The following is a 16,253-nucleotide window of genomic DNA, read 5'->3' as shown; positions in this document are numbered from 1 at the left end:
GGAGGTTGCCGGTGCTGTTGCCCGGCCCGTAGTCACGGGCAACAGCACCGGCAGCCCGGCTGCTAGCAGGAGGACTTGTAAACGTATTGCGCGCCGTCACCGCTGATGTTGTCCGCGGTAATCTGCCGGAACCCTGTCTGGATGTCCTTTTCGGTGGATTCGCCCTTGATTGCCTTGATCGCCTGCTCCACGCCCTGGGTGCCGATGGATGCCGGTTCCTGGGCGATCAGTGCCTGGACGACGCCGTCTTTGAGCTGCTTGACCTGGGCGGGTCCGGCGTCGAACCCGACGATCTTGACCTGGTCCTGTTTGCCGGCCTGGCGGATGCCGGTGGCTGTTCCCTCGGCAGCGAACGTGTTGGCGGCGAAGACGCCGACAATGTCTGGGTCTTTGGCCAGGGCGGCGGAAACCAGCTTGGCTGCTTCGGCGGGGTCGTTGTGGCTGTATTGCACGCCGAGGTATTGGAATGCCTGATCGGCCTTGGCGCCCTCCTCAAAACCTGCCACCCGGGCATCGGCTGTAGAGACACCGGGATCTGTGGAGATCACGAGGACTTTACCGCCGTTGGGGTTGAGTTTCTTGATTGCTTTGAAGGCTTCGAGGCCACCGCCTTTGTTGTCCGAGGCGATTGACGAAGAGGCGAAGGACGGATCTTGAACGGTCGTGTCCACGAGGACGACCTTGATGCCGGCAGCCGCCGCGGCCTTCAGTGGAGCCTGCATCGCCGCAACGTCCGTTGGTGCGATAAGAATGGCGTCCGGCTTCGAGGCGACGACGGAATCGACGATGGGCTTCTGCAGCGTCGGGTCAAACTTGGCTGGCCCCTGAGTGTTTATGGTGGCGCCTGCCGTCTTGGCTGCCGCCTCGATGCCGCACTGCATGCTTACGTAGAATTCATCGCCGGCGACACCTTGGATGAATGCGATCTTTGGCTGTCCGCTGGCGGAACTCGCGCCGGAAGCGGTGCCGCCCGCGCACGCCGTCAGGGACGTCGCGGCGAGCATGCCGGCCGCGAGCAAGGTGATCTTAGGGGTCAACTTCATTGTCTAGCTCCTCGTACGTTTCTTTTGTTGGGGGTGGGTAGGGCTATTTGACTCGGCGCCCGAAGAGTCTCTTCTTGCCGTCTTCCGAGCCTGAGTGTCCTCGGGCAGCGGCGGCCCGGCGCCGTTGATCGACATAGACTGCGGCGACCAGGACGGCTCCGACGGCGACCTGCTGCCAGAACGGCTGGACGCCGACGATGACGAATCCGTTTTGCAGCACGGCGGGGATGAAGAGCCCGACGACGGTTCCAAAGATGGTGCCGACTCCGCCGAACAGGGAGGTCCCGCCAATCACGACGGCGGCGATCACGTTCAGGTTGGTGGCCGACTGGCCAGCGATGGCGGTCGTGCCGTACTGGGACAGGGACAGGATTCCGCCGAAGCCGGCGAGGCCTCCGGAGAGCGCGTAGATTGAAATGAGTTGCCGGTCGACTTTCACACCGACCCGGCGGGCGGATTCCTCGTTGGACCCGACAGCGAAGGTGTAAAGACCGAATCGAGTGCGGTGGAGCACGATTCCGAAGATCAGGATCAGCACCATGGCAAGCAAGGAGATTGTCGGAAGGGTGGTTCCGGGAACGTTGCCGTAACCGATGGTGTCCTGTAGTACCGCGGGAACTTCACGGATGTCCACACCTCCGGTGATGACCTGAGCCAGGCCCAGCGCGGCGCCGAGGGTACCCAGCGTGACAATCAGGGGCGGGACCTTGGCCTTGGCGATGAGGAGGCCGTTGAGCAGGCCCCATCCGAGTCCGCAGCCGACAGAAACGATGATGCCAACGAACGCCGTTCCCCACCCTGTATCGCCCATGGCCTGCATGACTTTGGCGGCGACCACGCCGGAGAAGACGAGGTTGGACCCGACTGACAGGTCAATGCCCGAGGTCACGATCACAAACGTCATGCCAATACCAAGGACTCCAAGGATGGAGACATTCTGGATGATCTGTCGGACGTTGCCCCAGGAGGGGAAGACTTCGGGCGCCATGGCGGCGAAGATCAGGAAGATGACCAGCAGGACGAGCAGAATTTGGAACGACTGGACCTGCAGCACCTGCCGAAGTGAATGGGTGCGGGTAAGTACGCGGGGTGTCCCGGCCACGCGGGGGGTGGCTTCTGTGGTGGTCATGAGTGTGCTCCATCAAGGGCGCCGGTCATTGCGCCGACTAGTTCTTCCACGGATGTCTTTTTTGCCTCGTACGTGGCAACACGCCGTCCGAGCCGGAGTACCTGGACACGGTCGGCGACATCGATGACGTGCGGCATCGAGTGGCTGATGAAGACAACACCCACGCCCTTGTCGCGGACACGGCGGATGGTGTCAAGCACGTTCCGGGTCTGCACTACGCCCAGGGCGGCCGTAGGTTCGTCCAGGAAGATGACCCCTTTGGCCCAGGCCACGGCGCGAGCGATGGCGATTGCCTGCTTTTGACCGCCGGACATGCTGCCAACCGGGTCAGTGAGGCTGCGCACTGTTGCGCCCAGTTCGTCAAAGGCTTCCCGGGATTTCAGCCGCATGGTCTTGTTGTCCATGAATCCCAGCCGTCCCTGAAGTCCGGCTTTGGGAATCTCGCGGCCGAGGAACATGTTCTGCGCCGCGTTCAAGTGCGGCGCCAGAGCCAGGTCCTGATAGACGGTCTCGATTCCGAGGCTGTTGGCGTGACTGGGGGAGGTCAGTTCGACTTCGCCACCGGCGAAGAGGATCTTGCCCGAATCCAGGGCGAGATTGCCTGAGAGTGCCTTGACGAGCGTTGATTTTCCAGCGCCGTTATCGCCGATCAGGGCAACAACTTCCCCGGCATTGACGTCGAAGTCAGCTCCGTCGAGGGCGCGTACGTTACCGAAACTGCGCGTCAGGCCGCGGGCTTCAAGAACCGGAATGGTAGTCATAGTCTGGCACCTGTCAGATGGTGGTCGGTTGTCCGCATCCCGGCCGGCTGGCCGGGGACACGTCGTTGTGCTGTCACTCTTGCCTTCCTCTTTCACACTTGAGCGTTCATTTCCGGCCATGGGCGCCGGTCAGGTTGATGATCAGGTCGGCACGTTCACGGGTGCCTTCTACGATGGCCGCGTTGCGCTGGTCGTTTCCCAGCGCCCATTTCGCTGCTTCTTCGGGCGGTTTCCCGAAGCTCTCATGGCGCCGCACGAGCCTGCGCTGCCGTTCGTCAATGGCGGCGTCGAGGTACCAGACGTGGTCAATGAACTGCCTGCCCTCGCACCAGCCCTCGCCATCCAACAGAAGGTAGTTTCCTTCCGTGATGACCAGTGGAACCCCTCGATCCACCGGGACCGCGCAGCCGATGGATTCCTCCAGGTCGCGGTTAAAGACCGGGGCATAAACTACTGGTTCCTGGTTGGCTTTCAGCCGCCGCAGCAAATGTGCATAACCCCACGGATCGAACGTGTCCGGTGACCCTTTGCGGTCCCGGGACCCGTGGCCTGCAAGGACCTCGTTGGCCAGATGAAACGCATCCATTCCCACCAGCGCCGCTTGGTCGCCCAGAGCGGCGGTAATGGCCTGCGCAGCCGTTGATTTTCCAACCCCGGGCGCCCCGGTGATACCCAGCAGACTCCGGGTTCCGCTAACAGCCAGGCGCCGGGCTCGGTCCACCAGTTCGTCCAGCGTGCAGTTCAGTCGTCGGGCCCCCTGGAACCGGGCCTGCGTCTGATCTTCTGCGGTCGTCATCGCCGTCTCCTCCGTTGGTCGTCCACGGTGAAGAAGCTCTGCTGCTACACCTTTGAAGCGTTGCCTGAAATAACTCGGGAAGGTCCCTGGCGCCGGCGCCCTGCCTGAGTGCAGAGGACCAATGTGACCTGCCTGACAGCAATCTTCCGATGCGCATGTCATCGATGTCAAGGACTATCCCAGAATTCATGTCATCGATGACATGCAGTGCTTGAAGTTCCCCGTAGATTGGGGCAGGATGGAGAATGCAGACATTGTCACCGATGACATTGAGGTGCCGGCGAAGAAATTTCGAACGTTGGGTGCCCTGACGATGATGCGGCTATTCCGAGCGGACGGTGAAGGAGCCGAAGAGTGACTACCATGCAGGACGTGGCCGCGCGGGCCGGCGTGAGTGCCAAGACAGTGTCCCGGGTCTTCAATGACGATCCTCATGTCACCGAGGACACCCGCGAACGCGTGCAGGCAGCCATGCGGGAGCTGAAGTACGTGCCGAACATGATGGCGCGCACCTTCCGCGAGGGCAAGTCGACCGTCATTGGCATTGCCGTACCTGACGTGGCGGACCCTTTTTTCGCGGCTATCACGAAGGAAATTGAGCTGGCCGCACGTGAAAAGGACATGGCCATCGTAGTGACGAGCTTGGGAATTGATCCGGCACTGGAGCGAGGCATCGTCGAAACGGTTGCTCGTCACCAGATTGGCGGCCTCATCATTGCCCCGATCTCCGCCGACCAGTCCTACCTCGCACGCTGGCAAGACAGTTTCCCGATCGTATTCATCGATCGAACCCCCTCAAGGTTCAACGCTGACTACTTCGTGGAAGACGATTTCGGAGGAGCGTTTGAGGCGACGCGCCACCTTATCAAACACGGACATACGCGCATCGCCATCGTGGGCGATTCTACAGAGGTTCCCACGACAAGGCTGCGCCTGGAGGGTTACCTTGCGGCGCTGGAGGACGCCGGAATGCGACGCGACGAGGAACTGGTCATGCTCGGTTCATACAGCCCAGACTCCGCGGCCTACTCATGCAAAACGCTGCTGGAACTTTCCGACCCGCCGACCGCCATCTTCTCCTCCAACGCTCGATTCTCGATCGGCGTCTTCCCGGCCCTGCAAACAATGAACCGAACTGATATTGCACTCATCAGTTATGGCGACTTCACCATGGCTGATGTTCTCCAGCCCTCCGTCACGGTCATCGACCAAGACCCTCGCCATGTTGGACGGGTCGCCGCCGAACGCATCCTGGCCAGGATTGCTGCCCCTACCAAGAGGTTCCGGCGTAAGAATGTTCTGCCAGTCGAACTCATCGAACGCCAATCATGCAAAGCACGCCCGACGCTCACTTCAACAGTCGGCGAGGCTCGCAGCGCATAGGCGTTTTCAGCCTTCTTACTGGGCCGGCCCGCTGCACTTCAGCCGCGGTCGCAGTATCGTCCGGGCTATTTGAACGCCATTGAGTTTGCGAACACTCACCTGAAACAGGAACGGCATCGACGTCAGGTTGGGGTGTGCGCTAACTGGATTCAGAGAAGATGTTGGGCGCCGCTGCGGAGAGATAGGGCGTTGTCGGTTGAGGCGGGGCTACTTTTCGAGGATGCGGTCTCTCTGGCTGAGGATTGGTAGCTGCTGAGTTGGTGGCTGATGTTCTTGGTGGACGTGTAGGAGTCGAGATAGAGCTTGTAGAGCTGGTCGTAGCGGCTCTTAGCTTCAGGGTCGGGTACTAGGAGGCGTTCTGGGGGGTTCCATGCGTCGATGTCGGGGTTGCCCACGAGTCGTGCGGCCAGGTGTGCTGCCCCGTAGGCGGCGCCGATCGTGGTGGTGGGAATCGTCTGCTTTAGACCGGTGACGTCGGTGACGATCTGGGTCCAGAGCGTCCCTTGGGTGCCGCCGCCGACCGCGACAACTCGGTCGATTTGTGCGCCGGCGGCGAGCATGGATTCGACGTTGTGACGTATTCCGAAGGCGGTGGCTTCAAGTGCTGCCCGGTATAGGTCTCCGCGGCGGTGCATGAGTGTCAGGCCTAGGATCGCGCCCCGTGCCTTGGGGTCGATGATCGGCGTGCGTTCGCCAGCGAAGTAGGGGAGCATGAGCAGGCCATCTGCACCGATGCCGGACGTTTCGGCTTCCTGGAGCAGGGTGCTGTAGTCGGGTGATCCGAACATTTCGTGCAGCCATGCGGTGATGGCGCCCGAGGCAGCCATGCCTCCGGCGAGGTTATGGGTGCCTTCGAACGCTCCAATCGTGCCCCACATGGAAGAAGTGCGGATTGGTTCGGCGACCGTGCAGATCAGAAACATGGTTGTGCCGTACATCAGCATGAGGTCTCCGGGGTTTTGCGCCCCCACGCTGACCGCTTCTGACCACGCGTCGATGGTTCCCACCGTGACCGGGGTGCCGCGAGGTACTCCCGGTACGTCCGCATTGACCGTCCCGATCGGAGAATCCGACCAAAGCAGCGGCGGCAATTCCAGGTCGGGACAGATGCGTTCGGTCCATGGTCGGTACCACGAGAGGCTCTGGGCATCAAAGAGGGGCGAGCACTGGCTGGCTGAGTGGAAGTCCAGCCCGTACTGACCGGTGAGCCGGTAGGCCAAGAAGGAGGCCGGCATGAAGAGGCGCTTTGCGCGGACGAAGATGTCGGGCTCGTGCTTGCTTACCCATGCCAGCTTCGGGCCGACGGCCTGTGTAGTGAGGGCCGAGCCTCCACGACTGAGGATTTCCTCCGCTCCGAATTCGGTGGTGAGTTCGTCAATTTGTTCTGTTGAGCGGGTGTCGACCCCGTAGAGGATGGCAGGGCGTAACGGCGACCCGTGGGTATCCGTGAGGAGTACGCAGGGACCCATGCCGCTGACCCCGACTGCGACTACCTCCCCATCGCCATGTGAGGTGAGTTCTGCTGCGACCTGGGTGAACTCTTCCCACCAGATCTCGCCGTGCATCTCAACGTGACCCGGACGAGGCCTAAGGACGTTGTGTTCGCGAATAGCCGTGCGCACAACGGTTCCGTCGCCGTTGACGAGCACTCCTTTGCTGCTGGAGGTCCCTACGTCGAACCCCAGATAGACTGGTGAGCCCATTGGTCCTCCTGATTCAGATCGTCGTTGCCCGGGCTGGAATTCGGGCATCGGCGGTAGCGCAGGCTCTTTGAGCGGCCGCTACCGCCGCTGCGCGGCTCTCGTACTTAGGCGTGGAGGTTGACGCCGGCTCGCTGAGCGAGGATGCGGGCCAGTGCGGAGGCGTTCAGGTCGCCGAGGCCTTTCTCGAGTGCTTCATCGAGAATGTCTGCCGCGGTCTCTGTGCCCGGGATGGAGGCGCCGACCTCGGTAGAGAGTTGGCGGATCAGGCCAGCATCTTTGTGCATGAGCTTCAGAGCAAAGGAAGGGGTGAAGTCGTCCTGGCGGATGGCTGCACCCACCCCGCTGTATATAGGCGTACGGAAATCGGTTACGGCAACGACCTCAAGCATCTTGTCCAGGTCCAGGCCGCTTGCGGCAGCCAAACTCATTGCTTCGGCGAGGGAAAGCAGTTGTGCTGCGACGAGCAGGTTTCCGACGAGCTTCATCCTGATACCGGACCCGCCCGGGCCCATGTAGTGGACGCTTTCGCTGATAGCTTCCAGGACGGGCCGGACGTGATCAAAGACATCGTGTTCGCCACCGACAACGGTCCACAGCCCGCCCCCCGCTGCCTCTGCCTTCGACCCGAAGACGGGTGCGTCGAGGAACCGGACTCCCTGTCGTTCGTAGGCGTCGCGTTCCCTGCGCGAGAGGTCAACTGAGATCGTCGACAGGTCAATGACGACCGTATCCTTTCCCACGGTTTGGAGCACACCGCCGGGACCGAACGCGACCTGTTCGACTGCCGAATCGTCACTGAGGCAGTACATGACGACGTCGCTGTCCTTGACCGCATTGAGGATCGAGGTCGCGGTTTTCGCGCCGGACGGGACTGCTTCCGGGCGCGGCGTGCGGTTCCAGACGGTGAGGTCGTGGCCCGCTGCAACGATGTTGGTTGCCATTCCAGCGCCCATGGTGCCGGTTCCGAGGATGCTGACCCGGGTCATGCCGTCACGCTCGCTTTGGCCCAGGACTGCAGGAAACGCAACATGGCTGTGGCTCCGGGGTCCTGCAGGCCGATGCTGCGTTCCTGCAACCAGGCTGCCCGGCCTCTCCTGGATTGCAGTGCGCGCGTGTCGACTACTGCTTTTTCTGCAGCTTCGATGGCGGCGTCGAGTCCGGTTCGGGCATTGTCGGCGTTGGCGAGGGCTTCCGCTGCGGGGACGATTGCATCGACAATCGTCTTGTCCCCGATCTGGGTCTTGCCTCGTTGGGCTATATTTGCGCCTGCTGTTTCGAGGAACCGTGCCGCGGCTCGGACGTCCACCGTTTCGACGGTTGCCCAAGCTTTGGAGCCTGCCAGCAGGCCGCCTGCGACGAGCGCGGCCATCGTGGAGGGGTTGGCGTTGGCGAATGCTTTGGCACAGGCCCGGGCGATGTCGGCCGGTGAGGTTCCTTCCGGCAGCTCGTCGAGGGCTTCGATGACGGCATTCGCGCCGAGGGTGACGGTGATTCCGAGGTCACCGTCACCGAGTGCCTGGTCAAGATCGCGTAGTTCGTCTGCGTAGGTGGTGAGTTCCCTGAGGGAATTCTGGATGGTGCTGATGAGTTCGGAATGCATATGATCAGGGCTCCAAGAAGAAGGGGGACGACGCGGGTGCGTTAAGCAGCCCGAGCCTTTCATCGTTCAGCTTCAGCAGGGAGATCGAGGCTCCCGCCATTTCGAGGCTTGTTGCGTATTCGCCGACGTAGTTTTTGGCGATGTCAATGGACCGTTCGGTCAGGATCTGGTGAACGCGCCGGTACATGACGTAAAGCTCTTCAAGGGGGGTGGCGCCCATCCCGTTGACGAGAACGGCTACCTGGTCGCCCGCGGCCAGATCGAGATCCTGGGCGAGGGCGTCAACGATCCGGTCGGTAATTTGGTCGGCTGTTTCCAGTTCCCCCCGGTGCACGCCAGGTTCGCCGTGGATACCGATCCCGATTTCCATTTCGCCGTCATTGAGTGTGAAGCTTTCTTCCCCGGTGGTCGGCAGGATCGTGGGGGAGATTCCGATTCCCATCGTTGCCGTGTTTTCGACGACGTCTTCAGCAACGGTTGCCACCTGGTCGAGGGTATCGCCGCGTTCGGCTGCGGCGCCTGCAGCTTTGTAGGCGAAGATAATGCCCGCCACTCCGCGTCGGTCTTCCTTGCGTTCCTTGGGTTGGCTTGCGATGTCGTCACGGCCGAGCACGGTGCGCGTCTCAATGTCGTCGAGTTCGGCGAGGTCGGAGGCAAGATCGAAGTTGAAGACGTCGCCGCCGTAGTTGCCGTAAAGGTAGAGCACGCCCACACCTCCGTCGACGGCCTTGGTGGCTTCGAAGCACTGCTGGGAGCTTGGCGAGCTGAATACGTTCCCGATCGCCACGGCAGAACAGAGGCCGGTCCCTACGTACCCCTTGAACAGCGGAAGGTGACCGGACCCACCACCGGTGACGATACCGACCTTGCCGCTGACTGGCGCATCCGCTCGGACCAGAATCCGCGGGTCATCGCCCGGGGTGCGTACTTTGTCAGGGTGTGCCAGCAGAATTCCTTCGATCATTTCGTTGACGAAGTTCTCTGGCTGATTGATGATTTTCTTCACTTCATCAGCTCCTTTTGAGCGGGTTGAACGGGGCGCGGCGGCGAAGGTACCGGCCTAGATTGAGTTTGCTGTTCCCGAGGACCATGACAGCGATGAGGATTAGGCCTTGGGCGATTGCGTACTCGTAGGATGAAAGTCGAATGGCAGTGAAACCGCTTGAGACGACCTGGAGAGTCAGCGTAGCGAGGACCACACCCCAGATGGTGGCAAACCCGCCATTCGGGTTGGTTCCTCCAAGCACGGCGATGACGATGACGAGCAAGACGTAAGAGGCGCCGTAATCAGCCGATGCTGTGGGATTGCGGGAGATGAAGAGCAAGCCCGCAATGCCTCCGAGCGCGCCGGTGATCAAGTAAGTGCTCATCAATACGCGTGCGGATCGCACGCCGGAGTACCGCGCCGCCACCGGATTGGATCCAAGAAGCTGGATACGAAGGCCCAGCGGGGTGCGGGTCAGCAGGATTCCCATAACGGCTGCCACGGCAAGGAAGGCCAGAAACAATACAGGGATGCCGCTGACGGTGGCTGCGCCGAGTGCCGTCAGGGCTGACGGGGACCCGTAAAGGGTTTTTCCGCCGGTCCAGGCGACCGCGAGGCCGTTATAGATCTGCATGGTTCCGAGCGTTGCGAGGATAGGCGTGATTCCGACCCTGGAGACCAGGAGCCCGTTCACTGCTCCTCCTGCCACCCCTACCAGAAGGCCGAGCACCACAAGGACTGGTATCAGCGGTTCGCCTTGGGAACCCAGCGCGGTATAAGCGGTGGAGATCGTGATGGCACTGAGGTTGGCGACTGCGACCACGGACAGGTCAATTCCCCCGGTGAGCATCGCGAGGGTCATAGCGACGGCGATCACCCCGACCTCGGGTGATGAGAGGGCGAGGTTCTGCAGGTTCGTTCCGCTAAGGAAAACGGCCGGTTTCAGCGCCGCAAAAATAATGAATGCGAGGACCAGGAGCATCACCATCCGGCCCACACTGGATTCGACACGGGTCTGCTGCAGCAGCTGACTCCATCGGGAGCCGACCGCTGCGTTAGCTTCCTGCAACGATGCGCGAGTGTCGTTGGTGATCATGCGATTGCCTCCGAGAGAACCGGTTGTGCACTGAGGGGGCGACGCGACCGGCGACGGCGTGCTGCCACCGCTTGAACGCCAACACCTAGTACCAGAAGCAGGCCGACAGCTGTGCGCTGCCAGGCACTGGGAACGCCAGCGAGAATGAGACTGTTATTGATGACCTGCACCAGGAGGACACCCAGAACCGTGCCCAGCACGGACCCTCTGCCTCCAAAGATAGACGCGCCGCCAAGCATGACCGCCGCGATAGTATCGAGTTCGCTGCCAACCAGCAGCTGGGGGCTCGCGCTGCGGCCCATGATCACGTAAAACATACCGCCAAGGGCGGCCATCGCCCCCACGAGCACATAGACAATCATTTGGGTCCGGGCTACCCGGAACCCGGCCCTATGAGCCGCTTCGACGTCGTCGCCGACGGCGAAGACGGCCCGTCCAAACATGGTTCGACGCAAGATCCACGAGAGCAGGAGTGCTAATGCAAGCGCGGGGACAATGAAAAGGTGCAGGTAGGCTTGACCGTTTTGCGCGCTGACTTCAGCCACATTTGTGGTGGACAGAGCTGCCATTGAGGATGGCAGGTCCGCGATGTACTGGGAGCCAATAAAGGTCAGCAGGGCTCCCTTAAAAATTCCTTGAGTGCCGAGGGTCACGATCAGTGTTGGCAGCCGGAACCGCGAGATGACCACTCCATTCACCGCCCCCAGCACTGCGCCGATCAGAAGCGCAATTCCGAAGGCAGCAATGACGCCTGCCGCGTCAAACCCATTCGCCAGGATGCGTGTGGTGCTATAGGCCGCGAAAACAGCAACGGCAGCGAATGACACGTCGATGCCGCCGGAGATGATGACCACCAGGACGCCGAGGGCAAAGACCAAGGGAACGATGGATCCGCGCAGGATGGCGAAAGCGGTGGGAAGTGTAAAAAAGGTTCCGTTGGCTATGGACATGCCGATAACAAGGGCCATTAGTACGAGGGCGAGGATTCCCTCGTTGTTCGCTCCTCTGAGCCGCCGCAGGGAACTGATGACCGGGTTCACGCTGCTACCTTCTCCCTGATCGATTCGATGCTGACAGCGTCGCCGTCGAGGACGTCGGTGATCCGGCCATGCCGAACAACCAGAACACGATGGCAGCTGGCTACCAGCTCCGGTGCGTCATCGGAGATCAGCATGATTCCCTTCCCTGAGGCTGCCTCGGCCCGGAGGATGCTGAGGATTTCTGCTTTCGATCCCACATCGACTCCGACGGTCGGTCCGTTGAGGATGAGCACCTGGGGTTGTCTGGCAAGCCATTTGGCCAGGACGACGCGTTGGGCGTTTCCTCCGGACAGTGTTCTCACGGGTGCCTGGACGTTGGGTGCCTTGACCCGCAGCCGAGCGAACAATCCGTCGATCGTCTCCTTGACCGCGCGGCGGTTCAGTAGTCGACCCCGGTTTACGTGAAGGTCCGGTGAACTGGCGATGATGTTGTCGGCGATCGGCTTGTCGAGGAAAAGACCCTGTGTCAGGCGGTCTTCTGGGACGTAACCGATACCTGCCGTAATCGCATCCTGGATACGGCGCAGGCGTATCAGCTTTCCCGCCACCTTCACCGTGCCGGCGTCAGGTGGAAGCGCTCCAAAGAGGGATTCGGCGATCTCGGTGCGCCCTGAACCCAGCAGACCGGTCAGACCGAGTATTTCACCCCGTCGTACCGAGAACGAAACGGAGGTGTATGCCCCCGCGAGTTCGAGGCCCTCGACTTCCAGGACCCTTTCCGCAGCAGGGTCCAGCTCGGTGACGTTCCGCGTCTCATCCAGTTCCCGTCCCGTCATGTGTTCTGCAATGACTCGGGGTGTCAGACCTACGGCCGGGGCAGTAATCACATGCTTGCCCGACCGCAGGATCGTGACGCGTTGAGAGACCTGGAGTACCTCGTCGAGTTTGTGCGACACAAAGATGAGCCCTACCTGACGCGCGCGCAACCGCTCTACAACGTCGAGCAGCCTGTTAACCTCAGTGTGCGTCAGCGCCGTCGTGGGCTCATCCATGATGAGGAGGCGAGCGTTGCTGTTCAGGGCGCGGCAGATCGCTGTGAGTTGCTTGTCAGCGACGGAGAGTTCGTCAACTGTTGCGTCCAGATCAATATCCAAGCCGAGATCGTTTGTGACTGCCGCGGCAGCCTCACGTGCTTGCCGGGGGCTGAAGGTCCTCCGCCGGCCGGCGACGGAGGACGTTATCGCGATGTTCTCAGCCACGCTCAGGCTTGGGAAGAGCGAAAAGTCCTGATAGATGACCTGGATTCCCTGTTTGATGGCATTGGTCGTGTCCATAGCCGTGTGGGTTACCCCGTCGATGGTGATGCTGCCGGAATCAGGGCGTTCGGCGCCGGAGATGATTTTGATGAGTGTGGACTTGCCGCACCCGTTTTCACCCGCCAGGCAGAGAACTTCGCCCGGATAAACCTCGAGCGACACCTTGTCCAGAGCCTTCACGCCGCCGAAGGTCTTCACGATGTCACGCACCGAGAGGATGGGGACGCGTTGATCTGGTTTTGCTGCGTTCAAAGCACTCGTTCCTTTCCATGAGGTGTGGGCGGTGGTGCCGCCCACACCGCGGAGATCAGAAATTGTATTGCTTCGCGCTCTGGGCATCGGCTTCGATGGCAGCGTCACCGAGGTAGACGTTGTCGTAGCCCTTGAGCTTGGTCAGGTGGTGGTATCCCTCGATGCCCAGGTCTGTGCCTTCCTGGATCTTTCCGCCCGTGGCGATGATACGGGCAGTCTCAAGCTGAGCCTGACCGGCGAGAGCCGGGTCCCAGAAGAAGATCTTCTGGATGCTGCCGTTGGCCAGATACTTGGCGGCAGCAGACGGGATGGAAGTGCCCATGACGCACACCTTGCCGGTCAAACCGGCTTCCTCAACGGCGCGCGCAATACCGGGTACGTCATTGCCGGCTGAACCCTCGAATCCCTTGATGTTAGGGTGCTTGGCGAGGACTTCCTTAGCCTTCTGGTAGGCGGCGTTTTCGTTATCGGTGCTCTCAATAGGATCCTCGACCCTCTTCATGTCGGGGAAGTCCTTCACCTGGACGTCGTGCGCTGCACCGACCCATTCCATGTGGGTTTTAGCTGTCAGGCCGCCGACGAACTGTACGTATTCGCCCTGGCCCTTCATGCACTCGCCCAGGCTCTTCATGATCTTCTGGCCGTATGCGGCGTTATCGAACGCTTCAATGTCCGCGTCGACGTTCTTGATGCCGGTGGCCTCGTGGGAAACGGTGACGATACCTTTTGCTTTGGCCTCGGCGAGGACATTGGACAGTGCTTCCGGGGAGTTAGGCACCACCGTGATGGCCGTGGGCTTCTGCGCGATCAGGTCCTGGACGATCTGGATCTGCTTTTCCGGGCTGACGTCGCTTGCGCCTTCTTCGCGTGCATCAATACCGGTGCGCTTCGCGTAGTCCTTGACGCCTGTTTCCATTCGGTCGAACCAGGCGATGCCCTTTAGCTTCACAACCGTCACCATGCTCATGTCCGAAGGCTTCAGGTCCTTTGACCCGGCCCCCGCCGTGGCAGAGCTGCCGCCGTTAACAGAGCCACACGCTGAGAGAAGCACTATCGACATACACGCCGCCACCGCTGTCGAGGTCCGCTTGAAATTCATGGCCACTTCCTTGTGATCGGAGAAATCGTTGGGATGCACGTTCGTGTGATCCGATGCACATCTAAGCACCTACAGATACACGATGTCGAGTGCATCTCACATAATCATGCATAAAACGCGCAACCGATTGCTCGATAGCGTGCAGCAACTAATGCTAATCTGTGGATCAACCAATAGAAGGGGACGTGATGACGCGTCGGGAACGAATCGTCGAACTCGTTGAAGAACATGGCTTCCAAAGCGTGGCGAGCTTGGCCGGCATGTTTGACGTCGACGCTTCAACCATCCGTCGCGACCTGGAGCGCCTTGCAGCGAAAGGCTTGGTAATGCGTACCCACGGAGGGGCCGCACCTTTCGGGGCGATGCAGAGGGAGCCAGCGGGCAGCGCGTCTCATCTGGCGGAGAAGCGAGCCATCGGGGCAGCAATGGCACAGCGTCTGCACGAGAACCAGACCGTCCTACTCGATGGCGGAACAACTTGCATCGAAGTTGCCCGACACCTTCGACGAATGCGACTGACTGTCGTAACGCATGATCTTAGGGTTGGGATCGAACTGGCCGGGAACCCGGACGTCAATCTCGTCTTCGTTGGCGGAGAACTGCTACCCGCAACCACCTCCATGTGGGGACCCACCTCCTTGCAGCAGATCGAAAACCTGCGTGTGAATGTGGCAATCTTTGGTGCAGAAGGTGTCTCCGACGATGGCATATACGCGATGTCCAGCTACCAAGTCGAGCTCAAACGCAAAATGAAGTCCATCGCCGCACAGGCCTTTTTCGTTGCTGACAGCACCAAATTTGGCCGCGAAGCCCTCTTCAAAGTCTTCGGATTCGAAGACTTCACTGCTGGTATCACTGACGACACCCTCGACCCCATCCGGGCAGCGGCCTGCCCGGTTCCCCTTATCAGGGTCAACGCCCAAAACTAGCAGGCCGAGGCGCCCTGTCCGCCGAACGAGTCATCAACGGCCGAGGACGCCGCCCGCGAGCAGTGAAGGCGTGAACTAGAGTCACAGGGGTCGGGTGTGATGATGCCGACAAGGGGTGGGCGACCTGGCGGCCCCAGTCTTAAGATAATCAATCAAGCGAAGGAACTCACCGTGTCTGTTATAGCTATCGTCGGAGCGGGACCCGGACTCGGAGCGGCAGTTGCGCGACGGTTTGGGCGCGAAGGTTTCGCCATAGCACTTATCTCGAGGAACCAGTCGAAACTTGACGCTATGGCTGCAGAGCTCAATGCCAGCGGTTTGAACGCGCGTGGTTACGCCGCGGACGTGTTGGTACCGGAAGCCCTTGAGGATGCCCTTGCACGCGCGGCGGCAGAGCTTGGCCCCATCACCACGCTGCAATACAGCCCACTCCCGTCGCGCGATTACCTGAAGCCGGTACTCAACATCACTCCCGAGCTTGCGCTGGAAGCAGTGCGGTTCTCGGCCCTCGGACTCATTCACGCAGTACGTACAGTGCTACCAGCGATGCGCGAAGCAGGACGCGGCAGCATCATCCTGATCAACGGCGGAACCTCGGTGCAGGCGCGCCCCGACTTCGCAGGCACATCCATCGCGTTCCCGGCCGAAAGCGCCTACGGTGAGATGCTCCACGACGCACTCGAGGCTGAGGGCATACGTGTGGCGCAACTCGTGATCCCCGGGGGCATTCCCAAGCTTCAGCTCGTCAATGGCATCGGCGACGTCGCCGATCGCATTTGGGACCTCCACACCGTCGACGGTCCGTTCCGCACTATGCTTATCCCGCTCGAGGACGGCAGAGAGTAAAAGGCGCTATCGGCGATCCACGTTGTCCCACTGACTTCGAGACCAGGCCGTAGACCCCGTCGTCACTCAGAGCCAGAGACGCATCACTGCCGTCGCCCAAACCGAACAAGACCATATTTGCTGGCCAGGCGATCGGAGCTTAGGGCGCCTATGATCCGTCCAGGGTTCGGGTCAATTCAGGTCATCCCCGGCCGAAATTGGGAGCGGCTGGGTTGGCCCCTGGCAGCAGCCTCGGCGGATAACCAATGAAAATTGCGGACCTGACTTCTCCTTCAGAGATAGATACGTCCCGTTGTTCCGAGGACCAGGCAAGAAAGCCGTGTGTCAGCTGGGGC

General features: G+C 60.9%; 15 protein-coding genes. 3 read left to right on the top strand and 12 right to left on the bottom strand.

Features of this window, described 5'->3' with window-relative positions:
* Positions 1–62 precede the first annotated feature (62 nt).
* The 4 genes from AB0313_RS15405 to AB0313_RS15390 form a co-directional block, all read right to left on the bottom strand.
* Complete coding sequence (locus tag AB0313_RS15405; protein ID WP_366306570.1) at positions 63–1,043, bottom strand: ABC transporter substrate-binding protein; 981 nt, start codon at positions 1,041–1,043, stop codon at positions 63–65.
* A gap of 43 nt (positions 1,044–1,086) precedes the next feature.
* Positions 1,087–2,172: an ABC transporter permease gene (locus AB0313_RS15400; RefSeq protein WP_366306568.1), complete on the bottom strand. Its 1,086-nt coding sequence runs from the start codon at positions 2,170–2,172 to the stop codon at positions 1,087–1,089.
* The gene (locus AB0313_RS15395; RefSeq protein ID WP_366306566.1) at positions 2,169–2,933 is read right to left on the bottom strand and encodes an ATP-binding cassette domain-containing protein; all 765 of its coding nucleotides are present in this window, start codon (positions 2,931–2,933) and stop codon (positions 2,169–2,171) included. Before AB0313_RS15395 ends, AB0313_RS15400 begins: the two co-directional genes overlap by 4 nt.
* A 106-nt stretch (positions 2,934–3,039) precedes the next feature.
* The gene (locus AB0313_RS15390; RefSeq protein WP_366306564.1) at positions 3,040–3,729 is read right to left on the bottom strand and encodes a nucleoside/nucleotide kinase family protein; all 690 of its coding nucleotides are present in this window, start codon (positions 3,727–3,729) and stop codon (positions 3,040–3,042) included.
* A 363-nt stretch (positions 3,730–4,092) separates the two neighbouring features.
* Between AB0313_RS15390 and AB0313_RS15385 the strand changes: the two genes are divergently transcribed.
* On the top strand, positions 4,093–5,112 hold the full coding sequence (locus AB0313_RS15385; RefSeq protein ID WP_366306635.1) for a LacI family DNA-binding transcriptional regulator: 1,020 nt from the start codon (positions 4,093–4,095) through the stop codon (positions 5,110–5,112).
* Positions 5,113–5,261: 149 nt separating this feature from the next.
* Here AB0313_RS15385 and AB0313_RS15380 read toward each other — a convergent pair whose 3' ends face one another.
* From AB0313_RS15380 to AB0313_RS15345, 8 genes are all read right to left on the bottom strand, one after another.
* Positions 5,262–6,815 (bottom strand): FGGY family carbohydrate kinase, encoded by a 1,554-nt coding sequence (locus AB0313_RS15380; RefSeq protein WP_366306562.1) that lies wholly within the window; start codon positions 6,813–6,815, stop codon positions 5,262–5,264.
* Between the two features lie 104 nt (positions 6,816–6,919).
* Positions 6,920–7,801: an NAD(P)-dependent oxidoreductase gene (locus tag AB0313_RS15375; RefSeq protein ID WP_366306560.1), complete on the bottom strand. Its 882-nt coding sequence runs from the start codon at positions 7,799–7,801 to the stop codon at positions 6,920–6,922.
* Positions 7,798–8,415 carry a dihydroxyacetone kinase subunit L gene (locus tag AB0313_RS15370; RefSeq protein WP_366306558.1) on the bottom strand — a complete coding sequence of 206 codons (618 nt, stop codon included), beginning with the start codon at positions 8,413–8,415 and terminating at the stop codon, positions 7,798–7,800. Before AB0313_RS15370 ends, AB0313_RS15375 begins: the two co-directional genes overlap by 4 nt.
* A 4-nt stretch (positions 8,416–8,419) precedes the next feature.
* Positions 8,420–9,421, bottom strand: coding sequence for a dihydroxyacetone kinase subunit DhaK (locus AB0313_RS15365; protein ID WP_366306556.1), 1,002 nt, complete (start codon positions 9,419–9,421; stop codon positions 8,420–8,422).
* A gap of 4 nt (positions 9,422–9,425) precedes the next feature.
* Positions 9,426–10,496 (bottom strand): ABC transporter permease, encoded by a 1,071-nt coding sequence (locus tag AB0313_RS15360; RefSeq protein ID WP_366306554.1) that lies wholly within the window; start codon positions 10,494–10,496, stop codon positions 9,426–9,428.
* Positions 10,493–11,536, bottom strand: coding sequence for an ABC transporter permease (locus tag AB0313_RS15355; protein ID WP_366306552.1), 1,044 nt, complete (start codon positions 11,534–11,536; stop codon positions 10,493–10,495). The genes AB0313_RS15360 and AB0313_RS15355 overlap by 4 nt, the downstream gene beginning before the upstream one ends.
* Positions 11,533–13,089, bottom strand: a complete 1,557-nt coding sequence (locus AB0313_RS15350; RefSeq protein WP_366306550.1) for a sugar ABC transporter ATP-binding protein — start codon at positions 13,087–13,089, stop codon at positions 11,533–11,535. Before AB0313_RS15350 ends, AB0313_RS15355 begins: the two co-directional genes overlap by 4 nt.
* Before the next feature lie 10 nt (positions 13,090–13,099).
* Positions 13,100–14,011, bottom strand: coding sequence for an autoinducer 2 ABC transporter substrate-binding protein (locus AB0313_RS15345; RefSeq protein ID WP_366306548.1), 912 nt, complete (start codon positions 14,009–14,011; stop codon positions 13,100–13,102).
* A gap of 320 nt (positions 14,012–14,331) precedes the next feature.
* Here AB0313_RS15345 and AB0313_RS15340 point away from each other — a divergent pair, with 320 nt between their 5' ends.
* Both AB0313_RS15340 and AB0313_RS15335 read left to right on the top strand, forming a co-directional pair.
* A complete protein-coding gene (locus AB0313_RS15340) occupies positions 14,332–15,072 on the top strand; it encodes a DeoR/GlpR family DNA-binding transcription regulator (protein ID WP_366306546.1) in 741 nt (246 codons plus the stop codon).
* Positions 15,073–15,243: 171 nt separating this feature from the next.
* Complete coding sequence (locus AB0313_RS15335) at positions 15,244–15,918, top strand: SDR family NAD(P)-dependent oxidoreductase (RefSeq protein WP_366306544.1); 675 nt, start codon at positions 15,244–15,246, stop codon at positions 15,916–15,918.
* Positions 15,919–16,253 lie beyond the last annotated feature (335 nt).

Source organism: Pseudarthrobacter sp. NPDC080039, assembly GCF_040702335.1.
GTDB classification, from domain to species: Bacteria; Actinomycetota; Actinomycetes; order Actinomycetales; family Micrococcaceae; genus Arthrobacter; species Arthrobacter enclensis_A.
The sequence above is the reverse complement of the archived record's forward strand: the minus strand, read 5'-3'. Positions and strand labels throughout refer to the sequence as shown.

Coding starts and splice junctions, on each gene's coding strand:
- AB0313_RS15390 (WP_366306564.1), bottom strand. CDS start 3,729: ATGACGACCGCAGAAGATCAGACGCAGGCCCGGTTCCAGGGGGCCCGA.
- AB0313_RS15405 (WP_366306570.1), bottom strand. CDS start 1,043: ATGAAGTTGACCCCTAAGATCACCTTGCTCGCGGCCGGCATGCTCGCC.
- AB0313_RS15345 (WP_366306548.1), bottom strand. CDS start 14,011: ATGAGCATGGTGACGGTTGTGAAGCTAAAGGGCATCGCCTGGTTCGAC.
- AB0313_RS15360 (WP_366306554.1), bottom strand. CDS start 10,496: ATGATCACCAACGACACTCGCGCATCGTTGCAGGAAGCTAACGCAGCG.
- AB0313_RS15340 (WP_366306546.1), top strand. CDS start 14,332: ATGACGCGTCGGGAACGAATCGTCGAACTCGTTGAAGAACATGGCTTC.
- AB0313_RS15375 (WP_366306560.1), bottom strand. CDS start 7,801: ATGACCCGGGTCAGCATCCTCGGAACCGGCACCATGGGCGCTGGAATG.
- AB0313_RS15385 (WP_366306635.1), top strand. CDS start 4,093: ATGCAGGACGTGGCCGCGCGGGCCGGCGTGAGTGCCAAGACAGTGTCC.
- AB0313_RS15370 (WP_366306558.1), bottom strand. CDS start 8,415: ATGCATTCCGAACTCATCAGCACCATCCAGAATTCCCTCAGGGAACTC.
- AB0313_RS15380 (WP_366306562.1), bottom strand. CDS start 6,815: ATGGGCTCACCAGTCTATCTGGGGTTCGACGTAGGGACCTCCAGCAGC.
- AB0313_RS15400 (WP_366306568.1), bottom strand. CDS start 2,172: ATGACCACCACAGAAGCCACCCCCCGCGTGGCCGGGACACCCCGCGTA.
- AB0313_RS15395 (WP_366306566.1), bottom strand. CDS start 2,933: ATGACTACCATTCCGGTTCTTGAAGCCCGCGGCCTGACGCGCAGTTTC.